The organism is Curtobacterium subtropicum, from assembly GCF_030362975.1.
Classification (GTDB): domain Bacteria; phylum Actinomycetota; class Actinomycetes; order Actinomycetales; family Microbacteriaceae; genus Curtobacterium; species Curtobacterium subtropicum.
Genome location: NZ_JAUCMM010000001.1, coordinates 494422 through 513543 on the forward strand (window position 1 = coordinate 494422; position 19122 = coordinate 513543).

Below are 19122 nucleotides of genomic sequence, written 5' to 3' on the forward strand. Positions count from 1 at the left end.
GTACGCGTCGGACGGGAGGCTCGGTGCGGGCCCGCCACGGTCCTCCCGTCCGGTGGATGGCGCGAGACCCGCGCTGCGCGACCGTCCTCGCGGCCTGCACCCCGAGGGGTGTCGCTGGGCGCGAGACTCGCCGGCGGCCGGCGGCCGGGGGTCAGCGCGGGTCAGCGCGTGGGCGCGGCGGCCACCGACTCGGCGGGGCGGAGCACGCAGGGCAGCAGGAAGTGCGGGAGCTCGGTCGACGTGCCGTCGAGGCGGTCGATCAGCGCGTCCGCGGCACGGACGCCGAGCTCACGACCGGGCGCGATCATCGTCGACAGCCGCGGGTGGTGCTGGTCCCCCGCGGCGGCGGACGACGCGATGCTCAGCACCGAGACGTCGTCCGGCACGCGTCGACCCGCGGCGTACAGCCCGACCAGCAGGCCGGCGGACGAGTCGTCCTTCATGACGAGCACCGCGGTGACGTCGGGGTCCGCCTCGAGCAGGCGCCGAGCGGCGTCACGGCCGCCCTCGCTGCCGGGTCCGGCGTACACGACGGTGCCCGCGCAGCCGCGGTCGACCACCGAGCGGCGGAAGGTGTCCTCCACCCGCAGGTGCGGCGCGTACCCGGCCATCGGCGTGCCCTCGAGGTTCTCGAGCACGAGTCCGAACCGCCGGTGCCCGAGGCCCTGCAGGTGGTCGAGGCCGTCCTCGATCGTGGTCTCGAAGTCGATGTCCACGTAGGGCAGCTCCGCAGCGTCGCGCGTCCGGCCGATCAGGGTGAACGGGACGCCGAGCTCCGACAGCTTGACCACGCGCGGGTCGTCCATCCGCACCTCCATGAGCACGACGCCGTCGACGAGGCCGCCGGAGACCAGGTCGTCGAGGTCGTCGCCTGCCGGGTCGACCGGCCAGAGCACCAGGTGGTACCCCCGCTCGGAGGCCCGCTCGGCCGCGTTCATGAAGAACTCCGACGTGGTCGGGCTGAACCGATTGCCCGTCGTCGGGAACAGCAGCGCGACGATCCTGGTCCGCCGACTCGCGAGCGCCCGCGCCACGACGTTGCCGCGGAACTTCAGCTCGCGCATCGCCGCGGTGACCTTCGCCGTGGTCGCCGGCGTGACGTACTTCGTGCCGTTCACCACGAACGACACCGTCGCGATGGAGACACCGGCACGGTCGGCGACCTGCTGCATCGTGGCCATCGGACCCTCCTGATCGATCGGTATCGCCCCGGGCCCGCGGCACACCCGAGAGCAGGACGACGACGCTGCCGACCTGCACCGCACGTGCTGCGGTGGTCACGAGCATAGACCCGCACCGGAACGAGAAAAGCGCTTTACAGGTAAAGCGCTTTCCTGCTAACTTCTCGCCCCAGGACCACCGCGACGACGACGTCAGTGGAGTCGACGCACCGTGTCCTTCCCCGCATCCGCGAAGAGAAGAGCAGTGCAATGAAGCCTGGTTTCCGCTCCACGTCCCGCCGGGGCCGCGCCCTCGTCGGCGCCGCCGCGATCGTCGCGACGGTCCCCCTCGTCCTGACCGGGTGCTCCGGCTCCGGCAACGCGTCGTCGTCCGGCGGCGGCGGGAAGACCCTCACGATCGAGGACTACTACGCCGAGAACTACGACCCGATCTACCAGCAGTGCGCGAAGGACGTCGGCGCCGAGGTGAAGATCAACCACGTCGCCGGTGCCGGCCTCATCTCGAAGGTCCTGCAGCAGGCGTCGTCGCGCACCCTCCCCGACGTCCTCATGCTCGACAACCCCGACGTGCAGCAGATCGCCGCCTCGGGCGCACTGTCCGACCTCGCTGACTACGGCCTCGACGCGGACGACGACGTCCCCGGCGTCAAGGGCGCGAACACCTACGAGGGCAAGCTCTACGGCCTGCAGCCGGTCACCAACTCGATCGCGCTGTACTACAACAAGAAGCTGCTCGCCGACGCCGGCGTCCAGCCGCCCAAGACGTGGGACGAGCTGAAGGAAGCGGCGAAGAAGCTCACCAGCGGGTCGACGTACGGCTTCGCGATGAGCAACATCAACACCTACGAGGGCACCTGGCAGTTCCTGCCCTTCTTCTGGTCGAACGGCGGTGACGAGAAGGACATCGCGACGCCCGAGGCAGCGCAGGCGCTGCAGCTCGTGCAGGACCTGCAGGACGACGGCTCGATGTCGAAGAGCTCGATCAACTGGGCGCAGGCCGACGTCAACAACCAGTTCATCGCCGGCAAGGCCGCGATGATGATCAACGGTCCGTGGCAGCTGCCCGCCCTCAAGGAGGCGAAGGACCTGGAGTTCGACAGCGTCCCGATCCCGACCCGTACCGGCTCCGAGACCGTCGCACCGCTCGGTGGCGAGGCCTTCACCGTCCCGCAGACGGGCGACAAGGAGAAGATGCAGCTCGCCGGCAAGTTCGTCGGGTGCCTGAACAGCGACAAGATGCAGTCCGTCATCGCGGGGGTCACCGGCAACGTGCCGACCAACGTCGAGGTCGGCAAGCAGTGGGCCGCCGACCACGCCGACGTCGCGTCCTTCGTCACCACGGTGCAGACCGCCCGCGCCCGCACCGGCGAGCTCGGACCGGAGTGGCCCAAGGCCGCCACGAAGATCTACACCGCCGTCCAGCTCGCGCTGACCGGCAAGGCCGACCCCGAGCAGGCGCTCGAGCAGGCGCAGTCGCAGAACCAGTAGCGGATCCGGGGAGCCGGTCGCGCGACCGGCTCCCCGCCCCCGACGGAAGGACCTGACATGAGCGCCTCCACACAGATCCGGCCCCGGGCGACGACGCCCGCGGCCCCCGCCCGCCCCGGACAGCGCCGCGCGCGCCTCCGGTCGTCGATCACCCGCTGGCTCTTCGTCGTGCCGGCCGCAGTGTTCGTCGCCGTGTTCTTCGGCTACCCCGTGGTGAAGAACGTCCTGATGTCGTTCCAGGACTACACGACGAAGACCTTCTTCACCGGCGAGGCCCCCTGGGTGGGTCTCGGCAACTACGTGTCGGTGTTCACGAGCGCCGTCTTCACCACGAGCGTCGTCAACACCGCGCTGTTCACCGCGGGCTCGATCGTCCTGCAGTTCGTGCTGGGCCTCGGCCTCGCGCTGTTCTTCCGGCGGCACTTCCCGCTGTCGGGCTTCCTGCGGGGCCTGCTCCTCCTGCCGTGGCTGCTCCCCCTCATCGCGTCGAGCGCGGTGTGGAAGTGGCTGCTCGACCAGGACAGCGGCGCCCTCAACCAGCTGCTCGGCGTCGTCGGCATCGGCCCGGTCCCGTGGCTGGTGAGCCCGAGCCTCGCGCTCATCGCGGTCATCGGCGTGAACGTCTGGCTCGGCATCCCCTTCAACACGACCATCCTGTACAGCGGGCTGCAGTCGGTCCCGCCGGAGCTCTACGAAGCGGGTGCCCTCGACGGCGCGACCGGCTTCAAGGCCTTCTGGTACATCACCTGGCCGAGCATCCGATCGGTCGTCAGCGTGGTCATCGTGCTCGGGGTGGTCTACACGCTGAAGGTCGTCGACATCATCCTCGGCCTGACCGGCGGCGGCCCGGCGAACTCGACGCAGACCCTCGCCACGAACGCCTACCACCAGTCGTTCATCAACTTCCAGTTCGGCATCGGAGCCGCGGTGAGCAACGTGCTCATCGTCGTCTCGTTCGTGTTCGCGATGGTCTACATCGCCATCTCCCGGAAGGCGGTCGACGAATGAGCGTCGGACTCGCGAACCAGACCGTCACCGTCACCCGCGCGATCACCACGAAGCGGAGCGCACGAGCACCCCGACCCCGCCGGACCGCCAAGGGCCTGCCGTTCACCGTCCTCGGGATCGTCTTCCTGGCGATCATGATCTTCCCCGTCTACTGGATGGTGAACACGAGCCTGCAGGCCACCTCCGGCGCCGCCACCGCGACGTGGTTCCCGTGGAACCCGACCTTCGCCGGGTACCGGGCCGCGTTCGCCCAGCAGGGGCAGAACTTCGTGTCGAGCATGATCATCGGGCTCGGCACCGTGGTCCTGACGCTGGCGATCGCGACCCCGGCGGCGTACGGCCTGGCGCGGTTCCGGATGCGCGGCACGAAGGTGTTCCTGCTCGTGCTGCTCATCACCCAGATGATCCCCGGCATCGTCATCGCGAACGCGCTCTACACGCTGTTCAACAACGTCGGCCTGCTCAACAGCTACGTCGGGCTGATCCTGGCCGACAGTGCCGTGCAGGTGCCGTTCGCGATCCTGCTCATGCGGGCGTTCATGGAGTCGATCCCGCCGAGCCTGGTCGAGGCCGCGCTCGTCGACGGCGCGAACGACCTGCGTGCGTTCATCTCGATCGTGCTCCCGATCAGCCGCAACGCGATCGTCACCGCGGCACTGTTCACGTTCCTCGGCGCGTGGGGCGACTTCCTCATCGCCCTCACGCTCACCTCGACCGACGCGGTCCGCCCGATCACGCTCGGCATCTACAACTACATCGGCTCGAACGTCACCGACTGGGGGCCCGTGATGGCCACGTCGGTCCTCGCGTCGCTGCCGGCGGCCGTGCTCCTCATCGTCGCCCAGCGCTACATCTCCGCCGGTGCCCTCGGCGGCGCGGTCAAGTGACGACCGTCCACGCCGAGCACCCCGCCACCCCTCCAGGAAGGCCCACACCATGACCACCACACCGCTGCGCATCACCGTCTGGGGCGAGAACGTCCACGAGCAGGTCGAGCAGCACGTCGCCGAGCGCTACCCCGACGGCATGCACGGCGCGATCGCCGACGGCATCCGCGAGAACCTGCCCGACGCCGTCGTCCGCACCGCCACCATGCAGGAGCCCGAGCACGGGCTGTCCGAGGCCGTGCTCGCCGAGACCGACGTCCTGACCTGGTGGGGGCACGCCGCCCACGCCGACGTCGACGACGCCGTGGTCGACCGCGTCCACAAGCACGTGCTGTCCGGCATGGGTCTGGTCGTCCTGCACTCCGGCCACTGGTCGAAGATCTTCGGCAAGCTCATGGGCACCACGTGCACCCTGCGCTGGCGGAGCGAGCACGACCAGGAGCTCGTCTGGACCGTCAACCCGCAGCACCCCATCACGCGGGGCGTGCCGAACCCGATCGTCATCCCCGAGCAGGAGATGTACGGCGAGTACTTCGACGTGCCGACGCCCGACGAACTGGTCTTCATCTCCGGGTTCACCGGCGGCGAGGTCTTCCGCAGCGGCATGACCTACCGCCGCGGCCTCGGGAAGATCTTCTACTTCTCCCCCGGCGACCAGGACTTCCCCGTGTACCACCACCCGGACGTGCGGCGCGTGGTCGCGAACGGGGCCGAGTGGGCGCGACCGGAGCGCGAGCGCGAGCTCCCGACCCTGCGCCGCTACGACCTCGGCGAGTACTTCGACGGCCAGCACTACCGCGGCCCGTTCGACGACGCCCCCGAGGACGAGGCGACGACCGACACCACCGAACCCGAGGCGACCGCCGAGCCCGCCGAGGCCCGCGCATGACCGACCACGCCCCGCTGCGGGTCGTGCAGGTCGGCGCCGGCGGGATGGGCCGCGCCTGGCTCGGCACCGTCGCTGCCGACCCGGACGTCGAACTCGTCGGCGTCGTCGACCTCGACCTCGACGCCGCGCGCGCCGGGGCCGAGCTCGCCGGCGCCCCGACCGTCCCCGTCGGTCGTGACCTGCCCGCGCTCCTGGCGGACACCGGTGCCGAGGCCGTGCTCGACATCACGGTGCCCGTCGCCCACCACCCGGTCACGATGGACGCCCTGCACGCCGGGCTGCCCGTCCTCGGTGAGAAGCCCGCGGCGCAGACCGTCGCCGAGGCGCTCTCCCTGGCCGCCGCCGCCGAGGCCACCGGGCAGCTGTTCATGGTGTCGCAGTCCCGTCGGTACAACGACCAGCTCGTCGCCTTCCGGCAGCACGTCCGTGCGCTCGGCGGGGTCGGCAGCCTGAACACCCGCTTCGCGAAGGCCCCGCACTTCGGCGGCTTCCGCGAGGAGATGGACGACGTGCTGCTCCTCGACATGGCGATCCACGCGTTCGACTCGGCCCGGTACGTGCTCGAGCGTGAACCGGTGTCGGTGTACTGCGAATCGTGGAACCCGGCGTGGTCCTGGTACCGCGGGGACGCGGACGCCGCCGCGGTCTTCACCTTCGAGGACGACGTCCGCTACGTCTACGACGGCTCGTGGTGCGCGCCCGGCGACGAGACCTCGTGGAACGGGGACTGGCGTGCGACCGGTGCGTCGGGCTCGGCGGCGTGGGACGGCGACCACGACCCGTCGAGCGTGATCGACGACGCACCCGGCACGCCGGCAGGTGCCGAGGGGGTCGGTACCGAGATCGCCGGGGCGCTCGCGTCCTTCGTCCGGGCGGTCCGCACCGGGACGACGCCCGACGGCGAGGTCCACGGCAACGTGATGAGCCTGGTGATGGTCGACGCGGCGATCGCCTCGGCGCGCTCGGGACAGCGGGTGGTGGTCGACGACGTGCTCGAGCAGGCGCACGCGACGGCGCTCGAGGTCGAGCGGGACGACGCGGTCCGCGAGCGGCTCGCCGCGTGGGGGTCGGTCCGGCAGGCGCTCGCCTCCGCGCCGGACCGGACGCCGGCGGGCTGACGCGAGCACGCGCCGGATCGCGACGCGGTACCGGACGGGAGGCGCGGTGCAAGCTGGCACCGCGCCTCCCGTCCGTCCCCTGGTCACGCCGCCCTGCCGGACGGATCCGCGCGTACCAGGCGGGTCCGCGCGTACCAGGCGGGTCCGCGCGTACCAGGTCGTTCGTTCCGACCAAGTACGCGCGGTTCCGCTTCCCACTCCACGCGTGATGGGAAGCAACGAGCACGCGGGTCGGACCCGCTCGTCCAGCAGCCGCGACCGGGACCCGAGTACAGCTCACGCCGGTTACGGTTGCTCCGTGCGTGGACAACGGGCGTCGACCAGCGGGCAGCCGGCCCCGGTCGTACTCGTCGCCGCCGATCCCCGTCGTCGTGCCGCACGGATCCCCTGGCGGCGGGTCCTCGTCGGGGTCGTCGTCGCCGCGCTGCTCGGCGGCGCCGTCGTCGCGACCGCGGGCACGCTCGTGTCGCAGCGCGTCGCCGAGTCCTTCGCCGTCCGGGACGCCACCGCCGACACGGCCGCGCTCGCCCGGGTGGTGGTGGAGCCCGCCCTCGTGGACGACGTCGCCGGTGGCGACCCGGACGCCCGAGCCGCCGCCCGCACACGACTCGACGACGCCCTGGCCGGCGAGTCCCGCGCCGGCTCGACGGTGCGCCTGAAGCTCTGGGCTGCGGACGGCACCGTGCTCTGGTCCGACGAACCCCGGCTGGTCGGCGAGCGCTTCCCGCTGTCCGACGAGGACCTCGCGGCGCTCCGGACCGACCGGTCCGACGCCGAGGTGTCCGACCTGGACGAGCCCGAGAACCGGTACGAACGCGGACACGGACCGCTGCTCGAGGCGTACCAGGCGGTGCACACGCCCTCGGGCGTGGCACTGCTGTTCGAGGCGTACCGGCCGTACGACCAGGTCCTCGCCCGAGCCGCCGACCTGCGCGCCGCGTTCGCCGCGCTGGCGTTCGGTACCGTCGGGGTCGTGCTCGTGCTGCTCGTGCCGCTGTTGCTCTGGCTGCTCGTGCGGATCCGCAGGGGCCAGCGGCTCCGTGAGCGGCTGCTCGGGCGCGCGCTCGACGCCGAGGCCGACGAACGACGTCGCCTCGCGGGCGAACTGCACGACGGGCCGGTCCAGGACGTCGCCGGACTGGCACTGTCGCTCGGTGCGGTGCCCGAGACGCGAGCGGCCGCCGAGACGCTCCGGCAGGCGGTGTCCGCGCTCCGGACCTCGATGACGACCATCCGCCCGGCCGATCCCGGGCGCGACGACCTCGGCGCGGCGCTCGACGACGCGTGTGCTCGGGCGCGAGCAGCCGGGGTGGTCGCCGATGTCGACGTCGCCGAGCCGCTCGACGCGTCGGCCGCCGCCCGGACCGCGGTCGTGCGCTTCGTGCGTGAAGCCGTGTGGAACGCCGCAAAGCACGCCGGGGCCACCCGGATCGACGTCGTGGCGCGCGCCGACGGAGGGGACCTGCTGGTGCGCGTGACCGACGACGGGGTGGGGTTCGACCCGGCGCTCCTCGACCGTCCGGCGCCGACGGGGCACCTCGGTACGACGCTCCTGCGCGAGGTCGCCGAGGACACCGGCGGCTCGCTGCTGCTCCGGACCGCACCGGGCGCAGGGACCACCTGGGAGCTGACCCTGCCCGCGCGGACGGAGTCGCTGCGGTGAGGGTGCTGCTCGTCGACGACCACGCCCTGGTCCGGCAGGGGCTCCGCGCCGTGCTCGCGACGACGACCGACTGCGACGTGGTCGGCGAGGCGGGAACGGGTGAGGAGGCCGTCGAGCGTGCCTCGTCCCTGCACCCGGACGTCGTCGTGATGGACCTCTCCATGCCCGGCGCGGGCGGGGTCGAGGCGACGCGGGTGATCCGCACCACGATGCCGGCGGTCCGGGTGCTCGTGCTCACCACCTTCTCCGACGACGAACGGGTGCGCGCAGCCCTGGCCGCCGGGGCGACCGGGTACCTGCTCAAGGACGCGGCCCCGGAGGAGGTCGTCGCCGCGGTCCGCTCGACGGCGCGCGACGAGGCGCCCGTCGACCCCCGCGTCGCGCGTGCCCTCCTGCCGGGTGCACCGGTTCCGGGACGGGACCGCGGACCGGCCCTGCCGCCCCGCGAGCGGGACGTGCTCGACCGCATCGCACGCGGCCTGTCGAACCGCCAGATCGCGACCGAGTTGGGGATCGCCGAGCGCACCGTGAAGGTGCACGTCGGCTCGCTGTTCCGCCGCATCGGCGTCGCCGACCGGACGAGTGCGGCGCTCTGGGCCCGCGACCACGGCTGGTGACGACCCGGCGGTGCACACGCCGGCGGGGCGGGTACTAGTACCAAGGTCCGATGGTGCCGTCTCCGTGACCCGGCGACGATCGTCACGAGGGACGCGACCACCGCGGGCGCGTCGGACCAGCTCAGGAGGCACCCCATGACCACCCCACGCACGCGACGCCGCACCACCGGCATCGCCATCGCGATCGCGCTCGGTGCCGTCGCCGCGGCAGCCCTCGTCGGGGTGTCCCCCGCGAACGCGTCCGGCAAGACGTCGACCGGCGGCGACTACGCCGTCACCGTGAACGGCACCACGACGAACCCCGCCGTCGGCAAGGACTTCAAGCTGAAGGACGTCGCCGTCTCCGGGACCATCGCGGTCCGCGGCAAGCACAACGGCTTCGACATACGCATCGCCGACCTCGGCGTGTACGACTACACGCTCACCGGCGCACCGGACACGCAGCGGATGGTGACGAAGCCGACCGTGGTGTTCGCCTCGAAGGTGCCCTCGCTCACCGCCGCGCAGCTCGCCGGCACGAAGCTGTCCTCGCTCGAGGTCCGCGACGACACGCTCGTGGCGATCTTCGGTACCGGCGCGGGCAAGTTCAAGATCCAGGCGAAGGACGGCGCCCAGGGCGGGGTCTTCCAGATGGAGACCGAGTTCGCCCAACCCGTGACCTTCACGCACACGCTCGGAGCCGGGCTCTTCTACTTCACCAACCCCTACACGGGGAAGATCAACTTCGGCGACGGCGTCGCGGCGGTGTCCTCGGGCAGCGACGCGCACCAGATGCTCCTCGGCAAGGACAGCCCGCAGGTCGCGACGAAGACCTCGCAGACCGCGACCACCACGACGTGGACGGTCCAGCCCGGCGGACGCATGGGTGGTGTCCTCGGCGAGGACGCGGTCGAGCTGTCGCAGGGCGCAACGAACTGCACGAGCGACTGCCAGGCGCAGAACCAGGTCCACGGCTCCCTGCCGGTCCCGCCGGACCCGGTCGACCCGCAGCCGCTGCGCGTCACCACGCGCTGACGCAACCACGCGACCATGCGACGGACGGGAGGCGCGGTGCCAGCCGGCACCGCGCCTCCCGTCCGTCGTTCCGTCCCGGCCCGTCCGCCCGGGGCCCAGTCCGAGACTCGGGCTCAACGACAGTCCTCGTGCCGCCGACCGCGAGGACCGTCGGTCAGGACGAGACTCGGAGCCGGCTGGGCCGAACCACGCCGGCCACGCGGGTCAGCGCGGGATGACCGAGAACATGAACCGCTTCCGGATCATGTACCAGACGAGCAGGATGAGGGCCGTGTGCGCCGCGAAGCCGATCCACCCGTTGAACCAGTCGACGCCCGGGATGGACGCGATGGCCAGCGCGAAGAACACCTGCCAGACGAAGACGTAGAGGCTCGCCTGGCCGATCGGGATCCACAGCCACCCGATGACGGCGTTGATCGGCTTCCAGAACACGGTGAGAATCGCGTACGACACGATCGCGAAGAACGCGATGTCGACCAGACGCCCCCACTGCAGGTCGACGCGTTGGTAGGCCGTGTTGTACAGGTCGTCGTACATCGATGCCGGGAAGGGCACCGGGGTGAACCCGAAGTGGTTCCCCGCCCACACGTAGACCAGGAAGAGCGCGTACCCGGTGACGCCGATGCCGATCAGGACCTTGCCGAGCCGGCCGGTCAGCGCGCCGATGACCTGCCGCCGGTAGTAGCCGAGGACGAGCCCGTGCGTGAAGACGACCTGCCAGGTGAGCAGTGGGAACACCGACTCGAACTGCGAGTTCAGCGGCCGGAGCTCGGGCACGAGGGCCTGCAGCACGTACAGCGCCCAGCTCACCACGAGCAGCGCCCACCAGAAGCCCCGCTTGATCACCCACATGCACAGCGGGATGAACAGGCTGAGCACCACGAAGAGACCCATGATGTTGAACGGCCACGGCCCCATCTCGAGCAGCAGGAACTGCCGGATCGCGAACCAGGGCGGCGGGTAGGCCAGGAGCTGCATCGCGTTGGGGTACAGGTCGTAGACGCGACCCTCGGCACCGACGCCCCCGGTGCCGGTCCCCCGGTCGGTGAAGGTCGTGATCGCGTCCGTGTTCAGGAACGGCACGAAGCTCAGCGCGAAGACGACCAGGATCACCGCGAGGGTGACGAGGTACTGCTTCCGTGCTCGCTTCCACGCGCCGACCGCAGCGACCCACTCGCCGAACTTCTTGATCGCGAAGGGGTAGGTCATGCCGAGGACCATGCCGGACAGGAACACGAACATCTCCGCGCCCGTGATCGCCCCCGTGGCGTGCAGCGTGATGTACGAGTACGGCCCGCCGATCTCGATGTGCGTGATCACGACGGCCAGGATGATGAAGCCGCGGAACAGGTCGAGGCGCAGGTCGCGGCCGGGCTTGCCGTCGTCGGGGTACCGCCAGCTCGGCAGCAACCGCCCGACGAGTCCGCTGAGCAGGAACGCCGCCGCGAGACCGAACGCGCACCAGACGATCCACGCCATCTGGTCGCCGCCGGTCTCGTACTGCTGACTGATCGCCGCGGCGCCCTCCTGCTGCGTGACACGCTCGGTCACGGGCCCGAAGACGAAGTCCCCGGCCTGTTCGAGGTCCGTGCGGAACGACCCCGCGATGCCGGGGTCGGCCGTGTCGCGCCAGTCGGCGACGCGGTTGCCGGCCTCGGGCTCGCGGCGGTTCGTCTCGAGGAACGTCACGCCGCGGACCTCGGGGTGGTCCTGCACCGCGGCGAGGACCTGCCGCCACCACGCCTGCTTCACCGACAGCTCGGCGGCACCGCGCAGCGAGTGGTCGTACAGGGCGCCGGTGTCGAGCAGCATCGGGCGGTCCTCGCCCTGCGCGAAGCGCTCGGTGAACGTGCCCTCGGTCTGCGCCTGCTCGTAGCCCCAGGTCTCGTCGAAGCGCGCGGCGACCTCGCCGTCCTCCGGGACCTCGTTGCTCGTCAGCGGGACGTCACGGCCGGCGGCCTCGGTCGCCTTGCCCTTGCCGAAGGAGAACATCGACAACCCGACCCAGTCGACGCTCGCGGCGCCCGGCCAGTACGGACCGTAGGGGTCGTCGGCCGCGGTGAGTCGACCGTCGCCGTTCGTGTCGAGCTTCGCGACGTCGGTGTCCGACAGGTCCTGCAGCCGTCCGGCGGACTCACCGAACGGGTAGCCGGCGCCGTACGAGGGCGACCAGACCATCGCGGCCTCGGAGTCGCCGGCGTGCACGGCTGCGGCGAGCGTCCGGAACGCCGGGACGAACGCGGTCGGCTGCTGCCCCCACCGCACCCACGTGCCGTTCATCTGCGGCGCGAAGCGCACGAGCAGCTGGGTGTCGTACTGCCGGTGGACCTCCTCGAACAGCCGGTTCGCCGCGGTGGCGTCGGCCTCCGTGAGGGAGCGCAGCGAGCGCGAGGGCTCCAGGCTCACGGCGAGCACCGCCCCCTGGGTCGCGGCGGCCCGGGTCGCGCGGAGGAACTCGTCCCGCGCGCTGCGGTCGAACGGGTACTCGACCTCGACACCGTAGACCGACGGCGTCGCGCCGAGTCGGCCCTCGTAGCCGTCCGGGGCGTCACTCCCCCAGTCCAGGTCGGGGCCGAACCAGACGCGCCCGTCGGGCGGCGTCTCGCCGGCGCGGCCCGGGGCGGAGACGGCCGATGCCGGCAGCGCACCTCCGAGCAGCAGCGTCCCCACGACGACGAGGAACGCGAGGGCCTTCGCCAGCGCGCCCCTCACCGGTTGCACGCCAGGGTCCAGACGTTCCGTCCGCCGGTGTGCTCGTGCTCGAGGCGGTCGAGCGCGGCGATCGCGAGCGCGAGACCGCGACCGCTCTCCTCGTCGGGGTCGGCCATGGTCACCGCGGACAGGTCGACGTCCGCGGGGCGCCCGTTGTCGGCGAGCACCGCGACGAGTTCGCGGTCCGTCGCCGAGAGCGTGACCGAGTAGCCCCGCCCCGCCTCGACGTCGGTGCGGCGCGTGTGCTCGACGATGTTCGCGGCGATCTCGGCCAGGGCGGTCTCGAGCGAGAAGCGGAGCCGGACGTCGTCGATCCCGAGCGAGTCCCACCAGGCACCGAAGCGGTCCTGCACGACGTCGAGCGACTCCGCGACGGCCGGGACCTCGAAGGTCAGGTGGTCGGTCACAGGGGGCCTCCTGCCGTCGAGGACACGTGCTCGGACTGTGCCGTCCCCGCCTCGGGTCCGCGGTAGAGCACCGCGCGGACGACGATGCTGAAGATGAACAGGTCGAAGACCACCCACGCGGTGTTCACGAGCGGCGCGATGCCGTCGGCCTGTCCGGTCGCGTAGCGGATCGCGATCAGCACGAGGGCGGCGACGAGCGCGCCCATCGCGTACAGCTGCGGCTTCACGAGGTCCCACCGCGGTCGCTGGTCGGACTCCTCGCGCACCTTCGGCGTCACCCGGAAGCCGAGGGGCTTGCCGCGGAAGACGTTCTCGAACGCGCTCGTGACGGACTCGATCCAGACCGGGAAGAGCGCGAGCGAGTACTGCTGGCCGCGCCACGTGGGTCTCCCCGCCGCCACCACCCAGAACAGCAGCTGGTTGAGCACGAGGAACGGGATGAGCCGCACGAAGAAGTCGACGCTGTAGGCCTGCACCGGCACCACGCCGAACGACAGGCAGAGCACCGGGGCCGCGATGTAGACGATCGCCGCGAAGCCCGACAGGTAGCTCCACATCGTGGAGAAGTACATGAGGCGCTGGCCCCACGACAGGCCCTTCTGCACCAGGGGGTTCTCGCGGAAGAACACCTGCATGGTGCCCTGCGCCCAGCGGAGCCGCTGCACGAGCATGGTCGGCAGGTCCTCGGGCGCCAGGCCCTTCGCCAGGATCTCGTCGTGGTACGCCGACCGCCAGCCGAGCCCGTGCAGGCGCATGGCGGTGGCCATGTCCTCGGTCACGGAGATCGTGGCGAGCGGCATGATCGGCTGCGCCTCGTCGTCGCGGTTGACGTCGAGCGCGCGGGCCAGCACCGCGATCGACTCGATGGCGGCCACGGGCGAGGCCTCGCGGCGGCCCAACACGTCGAGGGCCGCGTCGTCGAGCCCCGCGAACGTGTCCGCCTCGGTCGACATCGCCGCGAGTTCCTGCAGGTCGCGACGCACCGACTCGAGGTCGGCTGCCGCGAACCGGTACGCGATCGCGTCGATGCCACGCTGGAAGTCGTAGGTGACGTCGCCGAGCGGTTCGCCGCGGTCGATCTGGTCGCGGGCCCGGTCGACGACCTGCTCGGCCCCGTCGAGCGCGTCGAGCACCCGCGGGTCGGTCTCGGTCTCGCGGGCGCGTGCGAGCAGCTTCCGCGACGTCCTGATCGTCCGCTCGACCGACTCCTCGACCTCGCGCACGTACCGGGTCACGCCGAGCTGCATGAGTGCCTCGCGCCGCAGGATCGCGTTGGAGCCGCAGAAGAACGCGGCGTTCCAACCGTCCTTCGACTGCTGGATCGGGCCGTAGAACAGGGGCGCCTGACTGCCGAGCAGGTCGGCCTCCGGCACGTTCTCGAACCACTGCGGCGTCTGGACGAGCGCCATCCGCTCGTCCTTGAAGTAGCCGAGGGTGCGGTCGAGGATCGACGGCTCGGGGACCTGGTCGGCGTCGAGGATGAGCAGGAACTCGCCCTGCGTGGCGAGCAGCGCGTTGTTGAGGTTGCCGGCCTTCGCGTGGCGCGGCCGGTCGACCCAGTCGGCGCCGCGCGTGATGACCCCGATGCCGAGCGACTCGGCGGCGGCACGCATCTCCGGCCGGTTGCCGTCGTCGAGGATCCAGGTCTGGTGCGGGTGCGTGATGGCCTTCGCGGCCCGGGCGGTGCGGACGACCAGGTCGACCGGCTCGTTGTAGGTCGTGATGAACACGTCGACGGTGACGTCACCGGCGGGCTTCGTCGGCGGTTCCCCGCGCTCGCGGAGCCGCCACGCCCCGAAGGCGAACAGCAGCGAGTCGATCACGCTGTAGGTCTCGGCGAGGATCAGCGGCACCGCGATCCACCACGAGTGCCAGTTCACCGACGCTGCCCACCGCCAGACGATGTAGTTCACGCCGGCGATCGACGCGAGGAGCGCGACGGTGCGCACGGTCACGAGCCGCCTGGTCGCGGTGCCGGTGGTGAGTCGGCGACGGTCCTGACGGCTGACGTCGAGCGCGGTCATCGGCGTCCTTCCTGCTGCGGCCGGACAGCGCTGGGTGAGTGCGCCGTACCGCCCTGTCTACCGCAGGCAGGCGTCGCTGTCAGCCAGACGCCCCGATCGGGGGATGAGAACGGCTCAGCGGGGGTCCGCCAGCCCCAGGTCGTGCGCCAGGCGGACGACCACCTCGTCGAAGTAGGCCTCCGGATCGGTCACGGAGCCGACCGCGTGGCCGAAGAGCTCGAACGACAGGACGCCGAACACCGTCGTCCAGGCCATCACGGTCCGCAGGACGACCTCGGGCGACGGGTCGCCGTGGAAGCCGCGCGCCCGCGTGTAGGTGACCGCGTCGGCGATGGAGGTCGGCGCCCCGGGCCGCGCGCCGATCGGCGGCCCCGCACCGAGCCTCCAGTCCGGCGGCAGCTCCGACCCGTCGACGTCCGCCCACGCGTCGGTGACCACGCGGACGAGCACGTGGGTCGTGCGCGAGGCTGGCTCGATCGTGTCCTGCGGCGCGACGTAGCCCGGGACGGGCGAGCCGTACAGGAGCGCGAAGTCGCCGGGGTGGCCGATCGCCCACTGCCGGACAGCCCGGCAGGCGGCGACCCACCGGCCGACGTGGTCGGCGCGGTCGACCGGCGCCTCGGCCGCCTCGACCGCGGCACCGAGCTCGTCGTAGTCGAGCACGAGCAGTGCGGTGAGCAGGTCGTCGCGGCTCGGGAAGTACCGGTACACGGCGGAGGACACGAGGCCGACGTCCCGCGCGACGGCACGCAGGCTCAGCTGCGCCGGCCCCTCCTCGGTGAGGCGGGCGCGCGCAGCCGCGAGGATGCTCGCGTGCACGGCCTCCCGCGCCAGGGACCGCGCGGTCCTCGCCTTCTCCGCCATGCCTCCAGCGTGCCATGAGAGAGCACCGACCACAAACGAGAGCACTGCTCTTGCAATTGTCACCGCAAGGCCGCATGATGAGTTCCGAGAGCACTGCTCTCCCGAATTCAGGAGGAACCATGTCCCGTCACCACGTCGTCGTCGGAGCCGGCCCGGTCGGCCGTCACACCGCGGCGCTGCTGTCCGAGCGCGGCGACGAGGTCGTCGTCGTCACCCGCTCCGGGCGCGACACCGGACTGCCCGGCGTCCGGCACGTCGGACTCGACGCCGCCGACGCGGACGCGCTGACCGCCGTCACGGACGGCGCTGCCGCGCTCCACAACTGCGCGAACCCGGGCGACTACACGCAGTGGGAGCGGGTGTGGCCACCGCTGGCGTCCTCGCTCCTGACCACCGCCGAGCGCACCGGCGCCGTGTACGCGATCACCGGGAACCTGTACCCGTACGGCCCGGTCGACGGTCCGATGCACGCGGACCTGCCCGATGCCGCGACCGACCACAAGGGCGTCCTGCGGGCGCGGATGTGGGCCGATGCCCTGGCCGCGCACGAGGACGGACGGATCCGCACGGTGGAGGTCCGCGGCTCGGACTACGTGGGACCGGGCATCGGGGCCAACGGGCACGTCACCCGCGTGCTGCCGACCGCGTTGCGCGGGAAGCCCGTCACCGTGCTCGGTCGATCCGACCAGCCGCACTCGTACACCGACGTCGGCGACGTCGCGCGCCTGCTCGTCGCCGCCGCGGACGACGAGCGGTCGCACGGTCGGACGTGGATCGTGCCGACCAACGCGCCGCGGACCCAGGAGCAGGTCCTGACCGACGTGCTCCGGGCGGCCGGACGCCCCGCCGTGCGGGTCCGCTCACTGCCGATGGGCCTGCTCCGCACCGTCGGCACGGTGGTCCCCTTCATGCGGGAGGTCGCGCAGCTCGGCTACCAGTGGTCGGCTCCCTACGTCGTCGACGATGCGGCGACACGCGCGCACTTCGGGTTCGGTCCGACGCCGTGGGACGAGGTCTGCCGGCGCACCGTCGACGGACTGGCTGCCTGAACGGGCCGGGCGGACGGCGCGGTCCGGACGGGCGGCACAGACCGGCCGGGAGGCACAGACCGGCCGGGAGGCGCGACCCGCCTCCGGCAGGTCGCCGCACTCGCACCTGTGGTCGACCTCGCGACCGCGCCGGTCACGCGGTCGGGGCGCGGACCCGCCGGGGGCAGCCTCCCCCGCGGACCTCAGTGGAGCGCCCTGCGCGCCAGGGGGGTCGTCAGTGGCGCGGCGTGCGCGCTGGGCGGCCGTCAGTGGCGCGGCTTGCGCGCCGGGCGGTCGTCGTCGTAGCGAGGACGGTCGTCGCGCCGGTCATCGCGCCAGTCATCACGCCGGTCGTCGCGGCGCGGACGGTCGTCGTCGCGGCGCGGACCACGGTCGTCACGACGCGGGCCACGCGGACCCCGGTCGTCACGGTCGTACCGACGGGCACCACCGCGGCGGTCCGGCTTGATCTCGATGAGCTTCCCGCTGATCCGGGTGTCCGACAGGCGGTCGAGCATACCGGGGTCCATGCTCTCGGGCAGCTCGACGATCGAGAAGTCCGGTCGGATCTGGATCGCGCCGAAGTCGTCGCGTCGCAGGCCGCCCTCGTTCGCGAGCGCACCGACGATCTGGCGCGGCTCGACCCGGTGCCGTCGGCCGACCTCGATGCGGTACGCGGTCATCGGCTGCGAACGGCGCGGCCCGCGGTCCTCACGGCCACCGCGGTCGTCGTCCCGGTCACGGCGCTCACCACGACGACCGTCGCGGTCGACCTGGTTGCGGAGCTGGTCCTCGTTCGGGTCGAGCAGCAGCGGCGAGTCACCCTGTGCCACCACCGCGAGCGCAGCCGAGACGTCCTCTGCCGGGACGTCGTGGTTGCGGACGTAGTGCGCGATGACGTCGCGGAACTTCTCGATGCGGTCGTGCTGCTCGAGCGCCGCGGTGATCGCGTCGTCGAAGCGGCTCAGGCGCGTCTCGTTGACGTCCTCGATCGTCGGGAGCTGCATCTGCGTGAGCGGCTGCTTGGTGTGGCGCTCGATGGCCGACAGCAGCCGACGCTCGCGCGGGGTGACGAAGCTGATCGAGTCGCCCTTGCGGCCCGCGCGACCGGTGCGGCCGATGCGGTGGACGTAGGACTCGATGTCGACGGGGATGTCGAAGTTCACGACGTGGGTGATGCGGTCGACGTCGAGACCACGGGCGGCGACGTCGGTGGCGACGAGGATGTCGAGCTTGCCCGACTTGAGCTGGTTGACCGTGCGCTCGCGCTGCGCCTGGGCGACGTCACCACTGATGGCCGCGGCGGCGTACCCGCGAGCGCGGAGCTTCTCGGCCAGGGTCTCGGTCTCGCTCTTCGTGCGGACGAAGATGATCATGCCCTCGAAGTCCTCGACCTCGAGGATGCGGGTGAGCGCGTCGACCTTCTGCGGGTAGGACACCATGAGGTACCGCTGGGTGATGTTCGCGGCGGTCTTGGTCTTGGTCTTGACCGTGATCTCGGACGGGTCGGTCAGGTACTGCTGCGAGATGCGACGGATCTGCGCGGGCATCGTCGCCGAGAAGAGCGCGACCTGCTTGTCGTCGGGCGTCTCGGCGAGGATCGTCTCGACGTCCTCGGCGAAGCCCATCTTGAGCATCTCGTCGGCCTCGTCGAGCACGAGGTACTTCAGCTCGGACAGGTCGAGCGTGCCCTTGGCGATGTGGTCCATGATGCGACCGGGCGTGCCGACGACGACGTCGACGCCACGACGCAGGGCCGACAGTTGGACGCCGTACGCCTGGCCGCCGTAGACGGGCAGGACGTGCACGTGCTTCATGTGCGACGCGAACTGCTCGAACGCCTCGCACACCTGCAGCGCGAGCTCGCGGGTGGGCGACAGCACGAGGGCCTGCGGCACCTTGCTGCCCGACTCCATGCGGGACAGGATCGGCAGCGCGAACGCCGCGGTCTTGCCGGTACCGGTCTGCGCGAGGCCGACGACGTCGCGCCCCTCGAGCAGCGTCGGGATCGTCGCTTCCTGGATGGCGGAGGGGGTCTCGTAGCCGATGTCCTTGACGGCCTTGAGCACCGGGTCGCTCAGGCCGAGGTCGGCGAAGGTCACCACGGGCCCCTCGTCGGTGGTCTCGGTGGTGGTGGCGGTGTCCGTGCTCATGCGGAAACGGTACCTCGGACGGCGGACGTCCGCTGACGCCGTCGGGTGCGCTGTGGACGGACGGGAGGT

At 71.5% G+C, this 19122-nt stretch carries 15 protein-coding genes; 9 read left to right on the forward strand and 6 right to left on the reverse strand.

Annotated elements, in window-relative coordinates; genetic code table 11:
• Positions 1-161: 161 nt before the first annotated feature.
• Positions 162-1181, reverse strand: a complete 1020-nt coding sequence (locus QUG98_RS02240) for a LacI family DNA-binding transcriptional regulator (protein ID WP_289468997.1) — start codon at positions 1179-1181, stop codon at positions 162-164.
• 249 nt (positions 1182-1430) lie between these two features.
• On the opposite strand from QUG98_RS02240, the gene QUG98_RS02245 reads away from it, so the two are divergent.
• The 8 genes from QUG98_RS02245 to QUG98_RS02280 all read left to right on the forward strand — a co-directional run bounded on the left by QUG98_RS02245 (position 1431) and on the right by QUG98_RS02280 (position 9865).
• The gene (locus QUG98_RS02245; protein WP_289468998.1) at positions 1431-2669 is read left to right on the forward strand and encodes a sugar ABC transporter substrate-binding protein; all 1239 of its coding nucleotides are present in this window, start codon (positions 1431-1433) and stop codon (positions 2667-2669) included.
• A gap of 57 nt (positions 2670-2726) precedes the next feature.
• Complete coding sequence (locus tag QUG98_RS02250; protein ID WP_289468999.1) at positions 2727-3677, forward strand: carbohydrate ABC transporter permease; 951 nt, start codon at positions 2727-2729, stop codon at positions 3675-3677.
• Entirely contained in the window at positions 3674-4564 is an 891-nt protein-coding gene (locus QUG98_RS02255; RefSeq protein ID WP_289469000.1) for a carbohydrate ABC transporter permease, read from the forward strand. The genes QUG98_RS02250 and QUG98_RS02255 overlap by 4 nt, the downstream gene beginning before the upstream one ends.
• A gap of 49 nt (positions 4565-4613) precedes the next feature.
• Complete coding sequence (locus QUG98_RS02260) at positions 4614-5453, forward strand: ThuA domain-containing protein (RefSeq protein WP_289469001.1); 840 nt, start codon at positions 4614-4616, stop codon at positions 5451-5453.
• The gene (locus QUG98_RS02265; protein ID WP_289469002.1) at positions 5450-6571 is read left to right on the forward strand and encodes a Gfo/Idh/MocA family protein; all 1122 of its coding nucleotides are present in this window, start codon (positions 5450-5452) and stop codon (positions 6569-6571) included. Before QUG98_RS02260 ends, QUG98_RS02265 begins: the two co-directional genes overlap by 4 nt.
• Before the next feature lie 298 nt (positions 6572-6869).
• On the forward strand, positions 6870-8234 hold the full coding sequence (locus QUG98_RS02270; RefSeq protein WP_289469003.1) for a sensor histidine kinase: 1365 nt from the start codon (positions 6870-6872) through the stop codon (positions 8232-8234).
• Positions 8231-8851, forward strand: coding sequence for a response regulator (locus tag QUG98_RS02275; protein ID WP_289469004.1), 621 nt, complete (start codon positions 8231-8233; stop codon positions 8849-8851). Before QUG98_RS02270 ends, QUG98_RS02275 begins: the two co-directional genes overlap by 4 nt.
• A 135-nt stretch (positions 8852-8986) precedes the next feature.
• Entirely contained in the window at positions 8987-9865 is an 879-nt protein-coding gene (locus QUG98_RS02280) for a hypothetical protein (RefSeq protein WP_289469005.1), read from the forward strand.
• Positions 9866-10069: 204 nt separating this feature from the next.
• Here the strand turns inward: QUG98_RS02280 and opgC are convergent, their stop codons facing one another.
• The 4 genes from opgC to QUG98_RS02300 all read right to left on the reverse strand — a co-directional run bounded on the left by opgC (position 10070) and on the right by QUG98_RS02300 (position 15872).
• The gene (opgC, locus tag QUG98_RS02285) at positions 10070-12586 is read right to left on the reverse strand and encodes an OpgC domain-containing protein (RefSeq protein ID WP_289469006.1); all 2517 of its coding nucleotides are present in this window, start codon (positions 12584-12586) and stop codon (positions 10070-10072) included.
• The gene (locus QUG98_RS02290) at positions 12574-12984 is read right to left on the reverse strand and encodes an ATP-binding protein (RefSeq protein WP_289469007.1); all 411 of its coding nucleotides are present in this window, start codon (positions 12982-12984) and stop codon (positions 12574-12576) included. The genes opgC and QUG98_RS02290 overlap by 13 nt, the downstream gene beginning before the upstream one ends.
• Positions 12981-15008 carry a glycosyltransferase gene (locus tag QUG98_RS02295; protein ID WP_289469008.1) on the reverse strand — a complete coding sequence of 676 codons (2028 nt, stop codon included), beginning with the start codon at positions 15006-15008 and terminating at the stop codon, positions 12981-12983. The genes QUG98_RS02290 and QUG98_RS02295 overlap by 4 nt, the downstream gene beginning before the upstream one ends.
• A gap of 114 nt (positions 15009-15122) precedes the next feature.
• Complete coding sequence (locus QUG98_RS02300) at positions 15123-15872, reverse strand: TetR/AcrR family transcriptional regulator (protein WP_289469009.1); 750 nt, start codon at positions 15870-15872, stop codon at positions 15123-15125.
• Between the two features lie 119 nt (positions 15873-15991).
• Here QUG98_RS02300 and QUG98_RS02305 point away from each other — a divergent pair, with 119 nt between their 5' ends.
• Complete coding sequence (locus QUG98_RS02305; RefSeq protein WP_289469010.1) at positions 15992-16921, forward strand: NAD-dependent epimerase/dehydratase family protein; 930 nt, start codon at positions 15992-15994, stop codon at positions 16919-16921.
• A 245-nt stretch (positions 16922-17166) separates the two neighbouring features.
• Here QUG98_RS02305 and QUG98_RS02310 read toward each other — a convergent pair whose 3' ends face one another.
• Positions 17167-19053, reverse strand: a complete 1887-nt coding sequence (locus QUG98_RS02310) for a DEAD/DEAH box helicase (protein WP_289469011.1) — start codon at positions 19051-19053, stop codon at positions 17167-17169.
• Positions 19054-19122 lie beyond the last annotated feature (69 nt).

Coding starts and splice junctions, on each gene's coding strand:
- QUG98_RS02265 (WP_289469002.1), top strand. CDS start 5,450: ATGACCGACCACGCCCCGCTGCGGGTCGTGCAGGTCGGCGCCGGCGGG.
- QUG98_RS02255 (WP_289469000.1), top strand. CDS start 3,674: ATGAGCGTCGGACTCGCGAACCAGACCGTCACCGTCACCCGCGCGATC.
- QUG98_RS02280 (WP_289469005.1), top strand. CDS start 8,987: ATGACCACCCCACGCACGCGACGCCGCACCACCGGCATCGCCATCGCG.
- QUG98_RS02295 (WP_289469008.1), bottom strand. CDS start 15,008: ATGACCGCGCTCGACGTCAGCCGTCAGGACCGTCGCCGACTCACCACC.
- QUG98_RS02250 (WP_289468999.1), top strand. CDS start 2,727: ATGAGCGCCTCCACACAGATCCGGCCCCGGGCGACGACGCCCGCGGCC.
- QUG98_RS02300 (WP_289469009.1), bottom strand. CDS start 15,872: ATGGCGGAGAAGGCGAGGACCGCGCGGTCCCTGGCGCGGGAGGCCGTG.
- QUG98_RS02305 (WP_289469010.1), top strand. CDS start 15,992: ATGTCCCGTCACCACGTCGTCGTCGGAGCCGGCCCGGTCGGCCGTCAC.
- QUG98_RS02260 (WP_289469001.1), top strand. CDS start 4,614: ATGACCACCACACCGCTGCGCATCACCGTCTGGGGCGAGAACGTCCAC.
- QUG98_RS02245 (WP_289468998.1), top strand. CDS start 1,431: ATGAAGCCTGGTTTCCGCTCCACGTCCCGCCGGGGCCGCGCCCTCGTC.
- QUG98_RS02240 (WP_289468997.1), bottom strand. CDS start 1,181: ATGGCCACGATGCAGCAGGTCGCCGACCGTGCCGGTGTCTCCATCGCG.
- QUG98_RS02310 (WP_289469011.1), bottom strand. CDS start 19,053: ATGAGCACGGACACCGCCACCACCACCGAGACCACCGACGAGGGGCCC.